The 18,831-nt window shown below is 42.3% G+C and carries 14 protein-coding genes; 6 read left to right on the top strand and 8 right to left on the bottom strand.

The features are described 5' to 3' along the window. Positions 1-20: 20 nt before the first annotated feature. Positions 21-815 carry a succinate dehydrogenase cytochrome b subunit gene (locus tag LT679_RS14250; protein ID WP_232178279.1) on the bottom strand — a complete coding sequence of 265 codons (795 nt, stop codon included), beginning with the start codon at positions 813-815 and terminating at the stop codon, positions 21-23. Between the two features lie 167 nt (positions 816-982). On the opposite strand from LT679_RS14250, the gene LT679_RS14245 reads away from it, so the two are divergent. Next, complete coding sequence (locus LT679_RS14245; protein WP_232178278.1) at positions 983-2,128, top strand: TlpA family protein disulfide reductase; 1,146 nt, start codon at positions 983-985, stop codon at positions 2,126-2,128. A 1-nt stretch (position 2,129) separates the two neighbouring features. After that, positions 2,130-2,624 (top strand): GNAT family N-acetyltransferase, encoded by a 495-nt coding sequence (locus LT679_RS14240; protein ID WP_232178277.1) that lies wholly within the window; start codon positions 2,130-2,132, stop codon positions 2,622-2,624. 77 nt (positions 2,625-2,701) lie between these two features. On the opposite strand, the gene LT679_RS14235 is transcribed toward LT679_RS14240, so the two are convergent. Next, positions 2,702-5,134: an ABC transporter permease gene (locus LT679_RS14235; RefSeq protein ID WP_232178276.1), complete on the bottom strand. Its 2,433-nt coding sequence runs from the start codon at positions 5,132-5,134 to the stop codon at positions 2,702-2,704. A gap of 270 nt (positions 5,135-5,404) precedes the next feature. On the opposite strand from LT679_RS14235, the gene LT679_RS14230 reads away from it, so the two are divergent. After that, positions 5,405-5,959, top strand: coding sequence for a hypothetical protein (locus LT679_RS14230; protein WP_232178275.1), 555 nt, complete (start codon positions 5,405-5,407; stop codon positions 5,957-5,959). On the opposite strand, the gene LT679_RS14225 is transcribed toward LT679_RS14230, so the two are convergent. The 3 genes from LT679_RS14225 to LT679_RS14215 form a co-directional block, all read right to left on the bottom strand. Then, complete coding sequence (locus LT679_RS14225) at positions 5,960-6,916, bottom strand: MBL fold metallo-hydrolase (protein WP_232178274.1); 957 nt, start codon at positions 6,914-6,916, stop codon at positions 5,960-5,962. Positions 6,917-6,960: 44 nt separating this feature from the next. Next, a complete protein-coding gene (locus LT679_RS14220) occupies positions 6,961-8,052 on the bottom strand; it encodes an AI-2E family transporter (RefSeq protein WP_232178273.1) in 1,092 nt (363 codons plus the stop codon). Positions 8,053-8,143: 91 nt separating this feature from the next. Beyond that, complete coding sequence (locus LT679_RS14215; protein ID WP_232178272.1) at positions 8,144-8,848, bottom strand: SGNH/GDSL hydrolase family protein; 705 nt, start codon at positions 8,846-8,848, stop codon at positions 8,144-8,146. Positions 8,849-8,894: 46 nt separating this feature from the next. On the opposite strand from LT679_RS14215, the gene LT679_RS14210 reads away from it, so the two are divergent. The 3 genes from LT679_RS14210 to LT679_RS14200 all read left to right on the top strand — a co-directional run bounded on the left by LT679_RS14210 (position 8,895) and on the right by LT679_RS14200 (position 14,080). After that, on the top strand, positions 8,895-9,065 hold the full coding sequence (locus tag LT679_RS14210; protein ID WP_232178271.1) for a DUF6496 domain-containing protein: 171 nt from the start codon (positions 8,895-8,897) through the stop codon (positions 9,063-9,065). 398 nt (positions 9,066-9,463) lie between these two features. Continuing rightward, positions 9,464-12,406 (top strand): SusC/RagA family TonB-linked outer membrane protein, encoded by a 2,943-nt coding sequence (locus LT679_RS14205; protein ID WP_232178270.1) that lies wholly within the window; start codon positions 9,464-9,466, stop codon positions 12,404-12,406. A gap of 12 nt (positions 12,407-12,418) precedes the next feature. Then, positions 12,419-14,080, top strand: coding sequence for a RagB/SusD family nutrient uptake outer membrane protein (locus LT679_RS14200; RefSeq protein ID WP_232178269.1), 1,662 nt, complete (start codon positions 12,419-12,421; stop codon positions 14,078-14,080). A 30-nt stretch (positions 14,081-14,110) separates the two neighbouring features. Here LT679_RS14200 and LT679_RS14195 read toward each other — a convergent pair whose 3' ends face one another. The 3 genes from LT679_RS14195 to LT679_RS14185 all read right to left on the bottom strand — a co-directional run bounded on the left by LT679_RS14195 (position 14,111) and on the right by LT679_RS14185 (position 18,664). After that, positions 14,111-16,207, bottom strand: a complete 2,097-nt coding sequence (locus LT679_RS14195; RefSeq protein WP_232178268.1) for a M48 family metalloprotease — start codon at positions 16,205-16,207, stop codon at positions 14,111-14,113. Between the two features lie 103 nt (positions 16,208-16,310). Beyond that, positions 16,311-17,300 carry an L-glyceraldehyde 3-phosphate reductase gene (mgrA, locus tag LT679_RS14190; RefSeq protein WP_232178267.1) on the bottom strand — a complete coding sequence of 330 codons (990 nt, stop codon included), beginning with the start codon at positions 17,298-17,300 and terminating at the stop codon, positions 16,311-16,313. A 68-nt stretch (positions 17,301-17,368) separates the two neighbouring features. Beyond that, positions 17,369-18,664: a bifunctional folylpolyglutamate synthase/dihydrofolate synthase gene (locus LT679_RS14185; protein WP_232178266.1), complete on the bottom strand. Its 1,296-nt coding sequence runs from the start codon at positions 18,662-18,664 to the stop codon at positions 17,369-17,371. Positions 18,665-18,831: the final 167 nt, after the last annotated feature.

Genomic DNA, 18,831 nt, shown 5'->3' with positions numbered 1-18,831 from the left:
TCTCATATCAACAATAAACCTTATCCAAAGAAAAAATAGTATACCGGCATTGCCGCGAAACCAAGCGGAATAATAACCGCAAAAAACCAGGTACCTATAAAATAGATGATCGGCTTGTATTTACGATGAATCCAGCCCAGCGTATGGAACGCGCTTTGAAAGCCGTGCAGCAAGTGGAATGATAATGCGCCTAATGCTATTACATAAAAGGCAACATACCACCATTGCTTAAAGGCAATTTCAACGGTTTGGTTAAGATCTTTAGCTACCATGGTTTCAATACCACCCTCGGTAAATACCGCGTAGTTGTAATCGCCCGGAGGCAGGTCGCGTGCCGAAATCTGTTTACCGGTTACCAGGTCTGTTTTGTATTCCTTAAACGGAATAACGTGCGTGCTTTTACCGGTAAAATCATCCTGGTGGTATTTAAACCAAAAATCTTTCATGTGTATCACGATGAAAAGAAATAGGATTGAACCCAGCAGGCCCATGTTTTTTGATGACCATGATACCGGGGATTTTGGCGCCGAAGCATAGCCGATTGGGCGGGCTTTACGGTTGTTTACCGTTAAAATAATAGCATAAATTGTATGCACCAGGATAGATAGGTACAACAGGTAAGACACCACCCTGATTGGCGGAAAGTGCGTCATGAAATTAGCGTAGGCATTGAAAGCCTGGCCGTTATCATGTTTAAACAACGCAAGGTTACCGCTAAGGTGAACAATTAGGAAAGTACACAAAAACAAGCCTGTTAAAGCCATGATTAGCTTCTTGCCCAGCGACGAGTTAAAGGTTTGTTTAAATTCGCTCATTATGAAGTTTTAATTATTTCGGCAAAAGTATCTATTAAATAACAAAACCATGTAAATGGTTCTGACATTATAGGGGTTTATGAGTTATTTAGAAACAATCTAAGAACCTATTTAGTTACAATGAATTTACATGCAGAAAGGTATATTCGCGCTTTACATAAAAAGTTATGAAATATTTATACCTATTACTTATTACAGTGCTGCTTGCCGGTTGTAACCGTGTTGAACGAATTGAAATTGAAGGTACCGCCCCCGGTATTAAAAACGGTGTTTTTGGTATTGTTGACGTAGTAAATAAACCTGTTTACGGTGAAAACATCGTAGACGGTAAATTTAAGATTAACGAGATTTTAGAATACCCAGGTTATTATCAGATCAAGGTGACCAATATGCTCAATAATAAATTAACGCATATACCTTACGAGGTGTACCTGGAAAACGGTAAGTACGACATTGAGATCAATGGTAACGATTTGACCAAATACCCGAAGATCAAATCAGAGTCAAAAATACAGAACGAACTGAATGCTTATTATACCCTGGCTGATGAGTTGGTAGCTGATGTTGCGCAAAAAGTAAAGGATGAGCGTGCCTTTTTAAAAAGCAGTGCCGGTAAAAGCCTTGAAGGTACGGCTTACCTTGCGCGGGTTGATAAGCTGAAAGATTTGCAGCAACAGCAAACCGAGGTAGAGGCTAACGTTATTGAAAAATTCATTGAGAGATACCCTAAAAGTGTTATTGCCGCACACTTCATAAAAAATGTTGATTACAAAGAGGACCCGGCAAGGTATTACGCGCTTTACAATAAGCTGAGCGATGAAGCCAAAAACACTGAAGAAGGCAAGGAGATAGGTGGTAAGCTTTCGGGCCTGGCTAAATTGGTACCCGGCCAAACCGCGCCTGATATTTACGGAACAGATGCAAAAGGTAAAGCTTTTGATCGTGGCGCGTTTAAAAACAAAAAGATCATCCTGATTGATTTTTGGCGTGCAGGTAATGAGGTTAGCAGGCAAAACCACCTGCAAATGAATAGCAAGCTGCTTTTCCAGGTAAATAACGATCAGGCTTTTGGTATCATCAGTATTGATTTGGATGAGAATAAAGAGTACTGGCTGAAGGCCATTAAAGAAGATGGCATGAAATGGCCGCAATTTTCTGACTTGAAGGGCAACGAATCTAAAAACGCTGAAGCCTGGGGTATTAGCCGAGTACCAACTTATTATTTGCTTGATGGTAACTGGAAGATTTTGAAGCGCGATATTCCGTATAACGATATATCATTTGAGATAACCGATTACCTGGAAAAAAAATAGTATGGTAAAATTATGGGGCTTTGATGATGTACAGGCAGAGCGTTTACAGCAGCTTGCCGATAATTATAATATAGCCCGTAACCTGCGCGATGTTTTTCCGCATCCGTATTCTATTGACGATGCCAATGACTTTATTGAGAACGCTATACAGGGCAGTATACCGCATGTATTTAGTATTTTTAATGATGATGAATTTATTGGCGTTGGCGGCATTACACTTAAAACGGATATTCACCGTAACAGTGCCGAGGTAGGTTATTGGTTGGGCGAGCCATATTGGGGTAAGGGCTACGCTACTGAAGCGTTAAGGTTATTAACTGATTACGCTTTTAATATCGGCAAGATCCGTGTTTTTGCAGGCGTGTTCGCGCACAACAAGGCATCACAGCGGGTGCTTGAAAAAGCCGGATACCAACTGGAAGCCATACACCGCTCGGCTATAACCAAATATGGTGAAATAATGGATGAACATCTTTACGCCGTAATCAAAACATAAAAAATACCTGATAAAACAAAAGGCATTTACCTTTAATGATAAATGCCTTTTGGTTTGTTAAGGGGTTTAGATAAATTTTATTCTGACCGCAGATTTTTTATTGGATTTACCAGTGCGGCACTTACGGCCTGCCAGCACACGGTAACCAAGGCAATAATGATAACAATTACGCCTGATACCGCGAATATATCCCAGCTGAGCTTAATGCGGTATACGTAATCTTCAAGCCATTTGCTCATGGCCAGCCAGCCTATTGGTATAGCGATAACCAGTGAAATTAATACCAGTTTCAGGAAATTGCCCGTAAGCAAAGCGAACAGGTTACTTACCGATGCGCCAAGCACCTTACGAATGCTCACCTCTTTGCTGCGCTGCTCTGCCATAAAGGCGGCAAGGGCAAACAGGCCAAGGCATGCCACCACAATGGCCAGTATGGAAAAGCCTGTAAATATATATTGCGTGCTTTGCACATCGCTGTACATGGCGGCGTAACGCTCATCCAAAAAGTTATACCGCATAGCCTGGTTTGGTTGAAATTTTTTCCAGGTGCCGTTTATGGCAGCAAGCGCAGCCTGCATATCAGCGCTCTTTACTTTGACGGATACCATGCTGTTGCTATTACCCAGTATCATCACCATCGGGTCAACCTGCTGCTTTATTGATTCGTAGTTGAAATTATCAATAACTCCAATAATGGTTAGATGCTCAGGCCCATTGGTAATCACCTTTCCCAATGGATTTTTATAGCCCAACTGGCTGATCATAGCTTTATTTACGATGGTAGCCTGCGAGTCGGTAGGCATATCGGTACGGAAATTACGGCCGGCTATCAGCTTCATGCCCATAGTAGCGAGGTAATTCTCATCAATAACCCAGTGCTGCGTGCGTATCGGCGGATCTTCCTTTTCACGGCCTTCTTTAAAAAAGGAGTTTCCGTTTCGCTTGGTTCCGCTTACAGGCAAAAAGTCGCTAACGGTTACATTCTTTACAAAAGGCAGGTTGAGCAGTTCACTTTTAAAAGATGCCATTTGCGGGCCTAAGGCATCGGCTCCTTCAATAGTTAATACCTGTTCCTTGTCAAAACCGATCTTGGAGTTAAGGATGTACTGCATTTGCTTGTAGATAACTGCCGTGCCGATAATCAAAACAATAGACACCGTGAACTGGAATATTACAAGTCCGCTGCGTAAGCCCGAATTACGGCTGCCCATGCTAAGTGCGCCTTTCAGCGTAGTGGCGGGTTTAAAGTAGGAGAGGTAGAAGGCAGGATAAATGCCTGCAATTAAGCCGATTATAAAGGCGCTTGTTACCAATACGGGAAGTAACCACCACTCAGTCCAGGGCAGGGTAAGCTGCGTCCCCGCTACTTTATTAAAGGCAGGTAGTGCTATTGCTGTGAGCGCTAAACCTAACACGAACGAGAAAAAGCTGTAAAGTAGAGATTCCGTTAAAAACTGCCTGATCAGGTTAGCGCGTGTTGAACCGATAACTTTGCGCACACCTACCTCGCGCGCACGGTTGGCAGACCGCGCGGTTGAAAGGTTCAGGAAGTTGATACAAGCCAGCACCAGTATAAATCCGGCTATCCCGGCAAAAAGCCATATAAAACGGACATCGCCGTGTTTAATATCGTTTTCATCAATATTGTATGAATTAAGATGAATATCGGTTACCGCTTGCAGGGAGAGTTTAGCATTTTTCCTGATCTCTTCAACATTGCTGCGGCCTCTTTCCTTCATGGTCGGGATAATATATTTATCGAGGATGCCGGCGGTCATTTTTTTATTGAATGCGGCAACGTTAACACCCGGATTCATTTGCACATAAATACCATAGTTGCTCGCATACCAGCTTTCCTGCTCGCCATCCCAGAATTTTAGTCCGGCTAATGATATAAAACCTTTAAACTGCATATGCGCGTTTTCCGGAAAATCGCGCATAACGCCCCCAATAGTTAATGGTACTTTAGTATTGTTATTAAAGATCAATGTTTTGCCCACTGGATTCTGGCCGGGAAAATACTTATCAGCTAAGCTTTTATTTATTACCACAGAGTTTGGATTACTTAAGGCTGTAAGCTTGTTGCCGTAAACCATTTTTATATCCAGTATGTCGATCACCGATGTATCGGCAAAGCAAAATCCATCCTCGTAGGTATTATTAACCTGGTCTGCGCGGCGTATCTGATTTTCGGTGCCGCCAAAAAGTTTGCTATGCAATATGCGGCCTGCCTTTTTTACTTCCGGAAAATCGTTCACAAGTGCCTTGGCCATTGGCGGCTGAAAGCTTATACCTCTAAAAGTAGTGCCCGCTACTTTAAGTTCGCCAACTATGCGGTAAACGTTGTCTTTATTGGCGATATCCTGGTCGTAACTGGTTTCGTTGCGTATATACAATGATATTAATATACAGGCGGCAATGCCAATAGCAAAACCGCCGATATTGATAGCGGCATACATTTTTTGCTTTTGCATATTGCGAAAAGCGATCTTCAGGTAATGTGTTATCATGGTAATGACTGATGATTGTTCAATTTATTAAATCAGAAGGTCAGCTTACCGGAAAATATCCAATGCCGTGCCATGAGTGTAAATTTCTGTTTTTCAATTTGTTGTGTGGGTGTAATTATGTTCGTGCGTTCGGTTTCGTTACACCTGGTGTTCGCTAATGTTGATTAATTGTTTTAGGATGATAATGCTGATATCAGGTAAATAGCACTATATTTAAATATAAACCGTTAATAATTTACTGTGCTTAAAAAAACAATATTTTTTATAACGATGCTGTTGTGCGCTGTTTTAGCTAAGGCGCAAACGGTTGATACTGCCGCTGTATTTGATAAGTACCTCGACTTGAATGTGGCTATGTTTGAGGGTAATACCGACAACGCCGAGCGTGTTGCTGAAGATATAATGGCCGATACCGTTGCCCTTCCAATAAAGGCACGCATTAACTATTATAATATATTAGGCAAGCTTTACGAAGAACGTCATCCGGCCGATGCTAAGGTTTATTACGAGCGGGTTTTGGCACACGTGCCCGATTTTTATGTGGCACACCTGGCGTTGGGTTATATTTATTTAAAAGAAGCAGGGGATGCTGACAAGAAAAAACTTTCTGCCCCTACAACTGCTAATAAATGGGCTTATATCAATTTGGTAAAGAAATCTATCGCGCATCTGGAAAAGGCACAAGCTTGTGATCCTAATCAGGATACTTTGGATACCATTACATCGCTTTATAAAAAGATAAATGACACCAATGGCTTGGCTAACTTAAACACAAGGCTGGCTTCGCTATCAAAAAGCTGTATTGACCTGCTCGAAACACAATAATTAAAGGCGTATAGCTTTGCCCTGTTGCGGGAATATCAGGTTTAAGCCAAGGGTATTTTGCTGTTTAAGCTGCTGCTTTAATTTGTTGATATTTTGTTGAGGCGGCTTTACATGCGTTATCACCAGGTTGAAGTTTTTTAGCTTACCTATACCGGTGTAACTCTCCAATACTTTCATTTCCTTCATCAGCCAGTTAGGGGTAAGGTGCCCGAACAGGCTTTTGTCCGGCTGTTCATTCGGGTATGAAACCTCGATCAAGATAGCTTTTAATTGCCCTTTGCTGATTAGCGGACCGACAGCTTGCCAGAGTTCCCTTAACTTGTCACTTTTCTCTACTTCATCCGGGCCGGTATCGCCAAGGTAAAGTACATAGGCATTATTGTTTTTTATCAGGTAAGCCGCCCCCGTAAGATTTGAATGGCTTAACGGGAAAACCTGCACTGTGAGCCCTGTACCGTCAACTGTTACCGGCTTTCCCGGCTCCATTGGCTTGTAACTGTACTTTTTTAGCTGCGGCTTTTCGCCCTCATCGGTAAAATTAGCCCAGCTCGCCCACGTAAAATAGTGCGTTTTCAACGTTTCGAGGCATGATGCCAAACCGTATATGCTTTTCAGGCTGTCTTCCGGTGAATTGATGATCAATCCAGAAACATGATCCAAGTGCGCGTGTGAAATAAAATATCCTTTGATGTATCGCTTCAAAACTTGTTCGGTAGATACCTTAAAGGTATGTTTACTAACAGCTTTTTCAATGCCATAGTGTAAGGTGCCAGCATCTAAACAAATATAGTCTTCGCTGCCTGCTGCGCCAACCATGTAGGCAGAAAGGTTGCTTTCATCAATACCGCCTTTTACGCCCAAGGGTACAATGTTGAAAGACGGCTTGGTTGTTTGCGCAGTAGCCGGAATTGTAATGGCAAGGTACAAGGTAATAAACCTTAAAAATCTACAGGGCATAACACTATTGTTAATGCGCAAAATTACCTTAAAGTATTCAGGATTTATTCAGTCTTCATCTCTTTTTGCGCCTGGGTATTGTATTCGTAATCGCCGCCTAACAGGTAACCCCATGGTTTAAGGCTCGGTATACGATCAAAAATTATCTTAAAAATAGCAATAACCGGTATTGACAGGAACATGCCCGAAAGTCCCCAAATCATTTCGCCGATGATAATGCCGATGAATGTTATCAGCGCATTCAGCCTTACTTTTGAGCCTACAATGATGGGCAGCAACACGTTGGCATCCAAAGCATGTATACCTACTACTGAAATGGCAACGGTTACCGTTTGTTCAATACTGCCGGTAGCGAAAGTTACGATGGTGCTTAATAACAAGGCTGTAAAAATGCCGATATAAGGGATGATATTAAACAGACCAACCAAAATGCCAAGTAACACAGCGTATTTTATGTTAAATATCCAGAATACAGCACAGGATATCCCGGCTACAACAATCATTTCCAGTATGAGGCCTACGATGTATTGGCGTAGAATCAATTGAATGTTCTCCACAATATCGGTCACTACACGAGAGTTATCTTCACTGAAAACGTGAACCACGAAGCGGAAAAGCAATCTGCGATAGAAAAGAATAAAAAAGGTGAAGATCAATATAAATACGTAGAAAAGGAGTAAGGAGGATACCGCCCCAAAGGTTGTACCTAATACTACTGTGCCCGATTCCATTATTTTTTGCGTGGTATCGTGCACGTAATTCATTTGTTTATCGGTATTGATGTGAAACGAGGTTTCTATCCATCCTTGTATATTAGCTATGGACTGGGTGATCTGCGTTTTCAGCATGGGCCAGTCTGACGCTAATGATGAAATTTGTGAACCTACAAGATAGCCTACCAGGCTGATAAAGCCGACAAATAAAATAATGGCGGCAAATGATGATATACTGCGTGGAAACCTGAGCTTACGCTCCATAAAGTTGGCAACAGGCAACAGTAATACGGCGAACAAGAAGCCGAACATTAAAGGGTCAAGTATTTCTTTACCCAGAATAATCAAATAGCTTAAGGCAATCAAGCCTATAAGCACCAGTGCAAGGTGCTCATAAAAAGGGGGGATTTGTTTGCGTGTCATTTCGGCAATAAACTAACACCCTAACACGTGTTTTCAAAGTAATGTTTTAAATTTAACCAAGCTTAATGCATATACAACAATCAGCTCTAAATCAGTTGTTAAGTAATCTGCTCAGTGTACGCGGATAACCAATTTCTTCACCAGCAGTAAGGCTGTCGCCTATGCAAACCACTACGTCGTAACTATTTTCCGGAAAAGTTTTTTGTATAAATTCATAAACTGTTTTAGCAACAAACGCAACACCGGAGCGGGTAAGGTGTATTCCGTCTGGCCTCGAGGGATTGTTAGCGCGGTTAAATATTAAGCTGCCCGAAGTTGCGTTGGGTGATCCGGCATCTCTGAAGGCTTTATTCAGGTTTAGATAATAACAATTATTCGCGATGCTCAATCGCTCGTTGATCAGCGCAAGTGTATCGTTATGCCCGTTACGATAATATTCGGGCAGGGAACTGGTATCAATGCCACGCGGAGGCGGGCTCATTAATATGAGTTTTATATTGTGCGCCTGCACAGCGCTGATAATTTGCTGAAGATTTTGGGTGTATTCAGTAACAGGCCTGCGCGCAGTAACATCATTAGTACCGATAAGCAACACGGCTATATCCGGGTTAAGTTTTAAAATCGGGTCAAGCCGCTTCAATACATCGCCCGATTGATTGCCCGTTACGCCTTTATTTATTACAGCGATTTTTGTTTTAGGAAGTATGTGGTTGGATGACTTACCGCAAGAGATAAAGAAGTATGCTGATAAGATTATCAAAAGCAGGCGTAAATGTTGTGATTTGATGAAAGGCATATGGCAGCTGTTTTGCTTGATTAGGTTTTATTAATATAAAAAAGTTATGGCAAAATATTCGGAAAAAGCGCAAAAGAAAGTTGGCGAAACCTTACATGAAATGAAGGAAGGGAAACTAAAGTCCGGAAGCGGAAAAAGGGTAACCAGTAAAAAACAGGCAATCGCAATTGGCCTGTCGGAGGCTCGTAAATCAGGAGCTAAAGTGCCTAAAAAATAGATCATATTTTACAAATTCATTCCTGTTTCGTTTGACATGCCCTTATACGTATTCTTTAATTATAAGTTTACCTCAGCTTTTTTTACCCATCACAAGCTAAAAGGGTTTATTTGTAACCAAAAATTTACAAAACGGCTATTTTATTGTAAATAAAACGGTTTACCAATTTTTATCACTTATTACTACTTGATTTCGGGCTCAAAATATGCAACGTAAAAAATATTCTTTGTACTTAAATAAATAAAGCTTTAGGTTAGAGGCGATTTAAGCTATACTTAGCATACTCACTACCGGTATGCACCTTTTTTACCTTGTAAATTTAATTTATGAAAGCCATTTTTAACCGAGCGGAAGTGCGTCCGCATGTAAAAAATTGCACTACCAACCAAGGGCCTCCTATGCGGAAATTAGCCCTTTTCCTAACACTTTTTATCAGCAGCATTTTATGGTTACCAGCGTTTGCACAAAAGCAGGTAACCGGTACCGTTGTTGATAAACAAAATTTACCGTTACCCGGTGCCACGGTAAAAATTAAAGGTACCACTACGGCCGTAGCGTCTGACATGAATGGTAAGTTTACCATCAGTGTACCGGGCGACAATGCAGTTCTTACAGTTTCGTCAATCGGTTTTACAACTAAAGATGTAACTGTTGGCAATCAAACCAGTATTACGGTTTCATTATTAGAAGAGTCACGTGGCCTTAATACCGTCGTAGTAGTAGGTTACGGCGCACAAAAGAAAGGCGAGATTACCTCGGCTACCGGGCATGCCGACAGCTCTGACTTCAGGCAAAGCGGTTCGCGCAATGCGCTCGATCTTGTCCAGGGGAAAATTGCCGGTTTGCAAATTACCCGTGCAGGCGGCTCTAACCCTAACTCAGGCGTAAATATACAGCTACGTGGAGTTACGTCTATAAACGCTCCGCAAACACCGCTTATTGTTATTGACGGTATTCCGGGCGGTAACTTGGATCTGTTACAACAGGACGACATTGAGTCGATAGACGTATTAAAAGACGGATCAGGTGCAGCAATTTACGGTACTAACGCCAGTGCAGGTGTAATTTTGGTAACCACCAAAAAAGGCAAAGCCGGCCCCCCTCAATTTACCTATTCAAGTTACTTGCGTAAAGAATACCTGGCGCGTATCCCTAAATTTCTGAACGCCGACGAGTTTAGGCAAAAGCTTGCTTCGGGAGAGATAAAAGGTACGGATTATGGAAATTCTAACGATTTCTTCGATCAGTTGGTAAATCACGGTAACCTTTCTCAAAACCATAACCTTTCGTTACAAGGCGGAACCGATAAAAGCAATTACCGCGCAAGTTTGAATTACAGAAACCTGGACGGCTTTGCAAAAGAGAACACCCGTACAGAGTACACCATACGTTTAAGTTTAAACCAAAAGGGTTTTAACAATCGTTTAAATACTCAGGTTAACCTTGCTACCAACTTTAACCGTGCTAATTTACTTGGCGGCGGCGGCTGGGAAGATCAGCTGATGAGAAATCCTACGCTATCAAACTATAATCCTGACGGAACTTGGTACTTTGAGAACACAAGTACAAACCAATTGGCACGGTTGAGCCAGGAAACAAACAAGCGTCAGCAACAAACCACTTCAGCCGATGCTAAAGCCGAGTTTGAATTTATTAAAGGTCTAACTGGTGCAGCGTTTATTTCTTACCAGCGCAATAGTTACATCGATGGTATTTACAGAACCCTGGCCAGCGAGTTTTCATTAGAGAATGACGTTTTCAAAAATGGCGGTTATGCACAACGCTCAACCTTTTTAGAGCAAAATTTAGCCTTTGAGCCTACTATTAACTATGCACGCTCATTTGGTGATCACTCCATCAAAGGTGTAGCAGGCTACAGCTACCGTTATAATCAAACCGAAAACTTCAGCGCGTTTAATTACGGTTTCCTGAATGACAATTTTGAGGAGAATAACCTTGGAGCCGGTAACCAGTTAGCGGCGGGCAAAGCAGGGATGTCGAGCAACAAAGAATCTGATAAACTTATCGCTTTTTTTGGCAGGGTGAATTACTCTTATAAGGATAAATACTTATTGCAATTTATACTTCGCCGGGAAGGCTCAACCAAATTCGGCAGGCTTAACAAATGGGGAAATTTTCCGGCGGTTTCTGCAGGCTGGGCAATCAGCCAGGAAAGTTTTATGGAGAACGTAAAGTTTGTAAATTACTTAAAGCTTAGAGCCGGTTATGGCCAAACGGGTAACTCGGGTGTTAACAGGTATACCAGTGACGTTTACTTAGGTACAGGTGGCGTATACCTTTATCCTGACGGGCAATACCGCGAAACTTACGGTCCTAACAACAACCCCAACCCTTACCTGCGTTTTGAGCGAAAAAAAGAATTGAACATTGGTGCTGACTTTACCTTATTTAATAACAGATTGAGCGGTAGCTTGGATTTATTTAATAGGGTAACGGATGGCTTGCTGGATACTTACACCACACCTCAGCCGCCATATGTACGTAGTTCAATCTACGCAAACATCGGTCAGATGTCTGCAAAAGGCGTGGAGCTTGCCTTAAGTTTTGCAGCTGTTAAGTACAAAGATTTTAGCTGGAATATTGACGCAACAGCGAGTACCACCAGAAACAAAATGGATAAGTACTCCGATGATATTTTTGCTATTGATTACCGTTCTTTTGGTGATATTGGTGGTTATGGCGCGCTTGGCCAGGCTATACGCACGTACGCGGGCGGGGCCATCGGTGAATTTTGGGGTAAAAAGTTTGCCGGATTTACCGAAGACGGCAAATGGTTGTTTTACAACCGTAACGGCGAAAAAGTACGCAATGATCAAATAAATAACTCATTTGATAAAAACGTAACGGATTACCAAAAACTTGGTAACGGTATACCAAAATATTATGCGTCATTAACTAATACCTTTAGGTATAAGGGTTTTGACATGCGGGTTTTCATGCGTGGAAAATTCGACTATCAAATATTAAATACCACAGCTATTTCATATGGTAACAAAGTTACCGGATCAAACTTGCTGGCAGACGCGTTTACTAAATACGCTGAAATCAATGATACCTATATGTACTCCGATTATTATCTGGAAAACGGATCGTATTTAAAAATTGATGAAGTAACGCTTGGTTATACGTTTAAACTTAAATCAAAACAAATACGTTCATTAAGAGCTTACCTAACCGGCCAAAACCTGGTAACCTTTACCAGCTATAGCGGTAACGATCCGGATTTCGTTAACGATGCTGGCCTTGGCCCAAGCATTGATGCTCGTGGCCCATATCCAAGTACGCGTTCGTTCATATTAGGTGTAAACTTTGGATTTTAATTAAGAAGTAACATGAAAACATTATACAAAAAACTAGCGCAGGCTTCATGCCTTACTGTATTGCTGAGCGCTGCCGCCTGTACAAAACTTGATGAAACGGCTTACAGTCAGATTCGGAGTGATGATTTTTTTAACAATAAGAATGAAGTAATATCAGCAGTTTTAAGACCTTATACACATGCTAATGCATGGGCCACTCCCTCGGGGCAGGACGGTTGGTGGAGGCCTTCGGAGCTTTCTGCCGATCAGTTAGCCTGGCCAACCAAGGGCCGCCATGGCGAAGATGGTGGTAAATGGAAACGTCTGCATTATCACACCTGGACAAATGATGAGGGGGGATTGAATAATGCTTGGTCGTTGATGTACTGGGGCGTGGGTTTATGCAATATAGCGATACAATCAATTGAAAAGGTAAATGGCCCTGCTATAGGATTAACCGAAGCGGAAAAAGCGGGTTACCTGGCCGAGTTGAAGTTGCTGCGCGCTTATCATTATTTAAAACTGATGGATTTATTCGGTAACATCCCGCTGGCAACAGTTGTACCTGATGGCCCTACAACTGATTATCCGACCAATCTTTCGCAAAAAGAGGTTTTTGATTTTATTGAAAAGGAGATTAAGGATAATATTGATCAGGCGCCAAAGCTATCAAAAACTATGCTGGGCCGTATGTCTCAGGCCGGTGGTTACGCCATGTTGACGGAGTTATATTTAAATGCTCAGGTTTGGAGCGGTACCCCGCGTTGGGACGACTGTATAGCGGCGGCAAACAAACTTATTGATAACCAAGCGGGTGGCCTTAACGGCGCTATGGCGCTTGACGCAAACATTACAGATGCTTTTAAGCCAAACAATGATCTTTCAAAAGAAGCGATTTTTTCTATCGCCTACGAATTTCAGCGTGCTAATTTCCAGCCTTCGTGGACAGGTGAATTCTTTCACTTCCAGCAGCAGTTCATCTACGGCGGTAGTCGTAATGGTAATGATGGGGTAGTTGTTGTACCCGGTAACTACACGAAGTTTGATAATGAAGATCTTCGTAAAAAAGAGTGGATATTGGAAGGGCCGATGACGCGCTTTGATAATGGCCAGCCTGTTATAGCTACCGGTGGTAACGAGTATGACGGTAAACCGCTTGTATTTGTTGATAACATTCGCCGTAACAGCCAGGGCGGTACATCGTCAACCATGAGTGACGGTGAAGAAAACAGTGGTGTGCGTTTTAATAAATATAAATTAGGTAACAACGTTGCAGGTTTTAAAGGTGAATTGCCTAACCCTAATTACAACAGTACCGACTGGCATTTATACCGCTTATCATGGATTTACTTTGCCAAGGCAGAAGCCATAATGCGTAAAAATGGCGGTGCTGCAAATGCCGAAGCTGTACAGCTTATAAATGATTGCAAGAAACGAGCTTACAGCAGTGCTGATTGGGCAAGCAACGCTTATACAACGGCTACTTTAACTATGGATGAGTTGTTGGACGAACGCGGGCGTGAATTTATATTTGAAGGTTTCCGCAGAGATGACCTGATTCGTTTTGGCAAGTTTACTACCGGTAGCTGGTGGGATCATCAGCCAAGTCAGGACTTTAGAAAGCTATATGCTATACCACAGCAACAAATCGCATTAAATAGAAACCTAAAACAAAACCCGGGTTATCCTAATTAATTGATGTGTATTAACAATAAAAAAGCAGGCCTACAAGCCTGCTTTTTTATTGTTAAGTATTTTTAGTTGCAAATCGAGCAGTTGTTTCTTGTGTTTAAAGGTACGCTCGTTAATTACCGCAATAAAAGTTGATAGGGCGATTTCGAGTGTGGCAATAGCTTCGTTGTCATAGTCGGGGTAAGCGAAATACGTCCAGTTGTTGGAGATGTATTTTTCTATCGCTTCTGTTTGCGCTGTAGTCATTACCGCTTGGTAACTATTTCCGGTAGCGATATCCTGCAGGCGTGTTTTCAGGCGCTTTTCAACATTATATAATTGCGCTACGGCACGTTCAATTTCTGCATAAGGCATAGTGTTAAACAGCGGTGAAAACGCTGCCCATACATTGTTGTAAATTTCGTAATCGCCGTTATCCTGTTGCTGGTAACTAAACAAAAGTGTGTAGCCATCTTTCAACTTTTGTTGATCATCGGCACCGGCATTTGCATACGCAGTAATAAATAGCTGTCTGTCCAGTTCCTTTACACTTGTTTCTGCATCCTGTAATTCCTGGTTGAGGAGTTCCTTAACTGCTGGGGCTTCTCTATTTGAATATTTGGTGCCCTTAAAGTCAAACGTTTTTACGCCGCTTTCTATCCGTTTTTCAATAATGTCATCCAGTTTGGCAATATCAACAGCAAGATAGTCGATCCTTTTAGGCAGGTTGCTTTTCTCATCTGTAAACAAATCAGCAAAACTGCTATTGTTATTCTCCTTTTGTGCTTCTTGTATCGCGTCGTCAATATTAAATGCATTTATGTGCCGAGCGTTGTAATAACCCCGGTACTCGGGATGATAACTGTTTTCCTCCACATCCTTATAATATTTTGCTTTAAAGGCGGCGAGGTCGAGTTTTTCAAACTTATTTATTTCATTAACCGACGAATACATGTCATCCGTAAACCTGCATTGCAATCGTTCGGCATTGTTAAATAACGACCAGGCGCTTTCCGGCTCAACGGATTTCAGAATGTTGAGTGCTTCCATTGCGGCCTCACGATCCTTACTTGAAGGGTGCGAAGCCCACTGATCTTCAATAGCCACCTGCTCGTTATCAAGCGCGGCAACACGATGGCTTACTACTGGCAAGCCGTTATCATCTAAACTGAGCTGATTAAGTTCCGAAAATTGGCGGATGATCTCCCTGTGCTGCGGATAAAAATTGTCTGCGCGCTTTTTGTCCTTTATCTCCGAATTCCAGTAATTTAAAACAGTGGTGTAGCACATGCCACCAATATCCAGTCGCCTCGATGCGGTGATGGCGTTGTTTGAGCCGGCAACGTAAGCTGATATCGCGTCAGCATGAAATTCCATTTGCCGCGAAAGGCTCATCTGGTTCTTATTCAAAAACACATACACCTTACGCAAAATGAATTGTATACCCTCTATAATTTTCAGGTTAATCCATGCTGTACCCCTTAAAAATGAGTGAAAGCTTGCCCACTTATCAATAATATTTTGATAGTTGTCATTATCATACAGCATATTGTATATCACCTTGTTCATGTTATACACATAGCTGCCAAACTTCATGCTGCGCTGTGAGAAATGCCCGAACTCGTGAGCCAGTACCGATTTAAATTCCGACCGGTTAAGGCTATTCACCAAACCCAAGCCAATGGTCAGGTTTTTTTTAACCGGTAAAAACATGCTCCAGAAAGTAGAATCGTAGTTTACGTATGCGTTTACTTCGGGCGAAAGATAGACGTGTTTCGGAAAGTCAGTACCCGTTTCAGTGGTAAGCTCGCGGATAAAGCTGAACAGTTCGGGTTGATCAGTTTCAAATATTTCGATGCGGTCGCCATAATCTTCCTTATGTCTTTTAAAAATGAACTTGATAACAAAAAACACCAGCATCAGCCCTGAAAAAATAAGCCCGAGGCCAAAAACGAGTGTTACCCAATGTGCTTTAAGGTATATGATGCCTACACCTAATGCGCCAAAAATTATAGCGCAGGCAATAACGCCTAACAAAAGAAACAGGTAAACGATGATAAATAATACAACAGCGTTTACCGAACGTGTTATCTGTTGTTTGAAAGCCTTTGAGGGTTGTATTGCCGATTTATCGGGTTGCGAAGTTTGCATTTTGGTATAAAGGTTTAGCGGCTTAAAGTAAAATATTTATGTTAACAAATGCAAAAGGCGATGTAATTATTACATCGCCTTCAAATGTTTAACAGCATTAATGCTATTGTAATATGTTCTCTATGTTTTTTAGTTCCTCTGTTGAAAATTGAATATTGTCCAACGCTTTTAGCGAGTCCGCTAATTGCTCGGGTTTACTTGCGCCTATTAATACCGATGTTACCCGTTCATCCTTTAGCAACCAGGCAAGGGCCATTTGCGCCAGGCTTTGGCCACGTTGCTGGGCAATGTCATTCAACTGCCTGATCTGGCTGATGCGTGCATCTGTAACCTGATCTTTTTGCAGGAATCCGGTTGATTTTGCTGCCCTTGAATCTTCAGGAATGCCATTCAGATATTTGTTGGTAAGCAGCCCCTGCGCCAATGGTGAGAATGGAATGCAGCCAACGCCGTTATCTTCCAAAACTTCCAGCAAACCACCCTCTACCCAACGCTCAAACATCGAGTATTTAGGCTGGTGTATAAGGCATGGTGTGCCTAATTGCTTCAATATTGTAATCGCTTCTTCTGCCTTATCGGCCGGGTAGTTAGATATACCAGCGTATAATGCTTTACCCTGGCGAACGATCAGGTCAAGTGCCTGCATGGATTCCTCCAGCGGTGTATCAGGGTCGGGACGATGGTGGTAAAAAATATCTATGTAGTCAAGCTCCATACGTTTCAGACTTTGGTCTAAACTGGAAACTAAATATTTTTTTGATCCCCAGTCGCCATAGGGGCCATCCCACATGGTATAGCCCGCCTTACTCGAGATAATCATTTCATCGCGATAGCCTCGAAAATCAGATTTCAGTATCTTGCCAAAGTTTTCCTCGGCCGATCCGGGAGGCGGGCCGTAGTTGTTAGCGAGATCAAAGTGGGTGATGCCGCTGTCAAATGCCAGATGCAATATTTTTTGGTAGTTATCGTAAACATCTACATGCCCAAAGTTATGCCATAGTCCCAATGATATAGCCGGGAGTTTTATGCCGCTTTTTCCGCAGCGGCGGTATTGCATGTTTTGATATCTGTTTTTTGCAGGTTGATATGTCATTCTGTTTAATGAGTTGGTTAACGGTAAAAATATGTTTTTACAGCATACCCTCATGTAAAAAATGCGTGCTATTCTACTATTTCGGCAACAACAAATGTACTGCCTCCGGCAAATACCAGGTCGCCGGTATCTGCTGCGGTTTGCGCGGCTTCAAGTGCTGCTTTTACCGACGGGTAAGTAGCACCTTTTAAATCATAGGTGTTGGCGGTTGCCTGCAATTCTTCGGCAGCAAGGCCGCGGGGTATGTTAGGTTTGCAGAAATAATAAATAGCATCCGGTGGCAGCATGGCCAGTACCTTGCTGATGTCCTTATCATTTACCATTCCTATCACAAAGTGCAGTTGATGATAATTAACGTTAGCGATATTCTTTAATACTTCCTGTACACCATCCGGGTTATGTCCGGTATCGCAAATGGTGAGGGGAGAGGTGCTGAGTACTTCCCACCGGCCATGCAGGCCGGTGAGTATTTTAACTTGCTTGAGCGCCCGTTCAATATGCTCGTTAGTTATGATAAAGCCCTGCTCACGCAATTGCTCAACGGCCTCTAAAACGCCTTTTATATTTTTTTGTTGATAGGTGCCGGTAAGGTCAACATCCAGTTTGTAAGTCTGTTGTTCTTTTTTTGCAATTACGGTTTTATGTGTTAAAGCATCATGCTGATGGTCGGGAACTTCTACCTGCCAACAATCTGCAGCAAATGTGATTGGAGCGTTTACCTCCGCAGCTTTTTTTATGAATACACCGGCAACCTCATCCTGCCGTTCGCTGATGATTACAGGGATATTCGGTTTAATGATACCGGCCTTTTCTCCGGCTATCTCGGGCAGGGTATTCCCCAGCATGTTCATGTGGTCCCAGCCGATATTGGTAATGAGCGATAGCAGCGGAGTTATTACGTTAGTGCTATCAAGCCGCCCACCCAGGCCAACTTCAATAATGGCTATATCAACCTGCTCTTTAGCGAAAACATCAAAAGCCAGGGCAACCGTCATTTCAAAAAAAGAGGGTTGTATACGCTCAAAGTCGACTTTGTAATGCTCAACAAAATCAATAACTGTTTGCTCGGTTATCATTTGTCCGTTTATGCGGATTCGTTCCCTGAAATCCTTAAGGTGGGGGGAGGTGTACAGTCCGGTTTTATAGCCCGCGGTTTGTAGTATAGCCGCCAACATGTGCGAGGTAGAACCCTTGCCATTAGTGCCGGCAATATGTACACTCTTGAATTTTTTATGCGGATTGCCCAGCAGATCGCAAAGCGCAATGGTATTATCCAGGTTATTTTTTATGGCCGATGCCCCGATGCGTGTAAACATAGGCAACTGGCTGAAGAGATAGTCGAGCGTTTCAGCGTAATTAGTCATTTGTCAATGGTCATTAGTCATTGGGCAATGGTGGGGTAGTGATTAGTCATTGGACAATAGTCATTGTAAATTGAATATTTAACTAAGCAACTATGGTTGCCAATCACTGTTCATCGCTGTAAATACATATCGATCAGATCAATGACTAACGACCAATCCCTAATGAC

Origin of the sequence: Mucilaginibacter roseus, assembly GCF_021215455.1 — a bacterium.
Classification (GTDB): Bacteria; Bacteroidota; Bacteroidia; order Sphingobacteriales; family Sphingobacteriaceae; genus Mucilaginibacter; species Mucilaginibacter roseus.
Note: the sequence above shows the minus strand (reverse complement) of the source record. Positions and strands in the feature narration are given on the sequence as shown.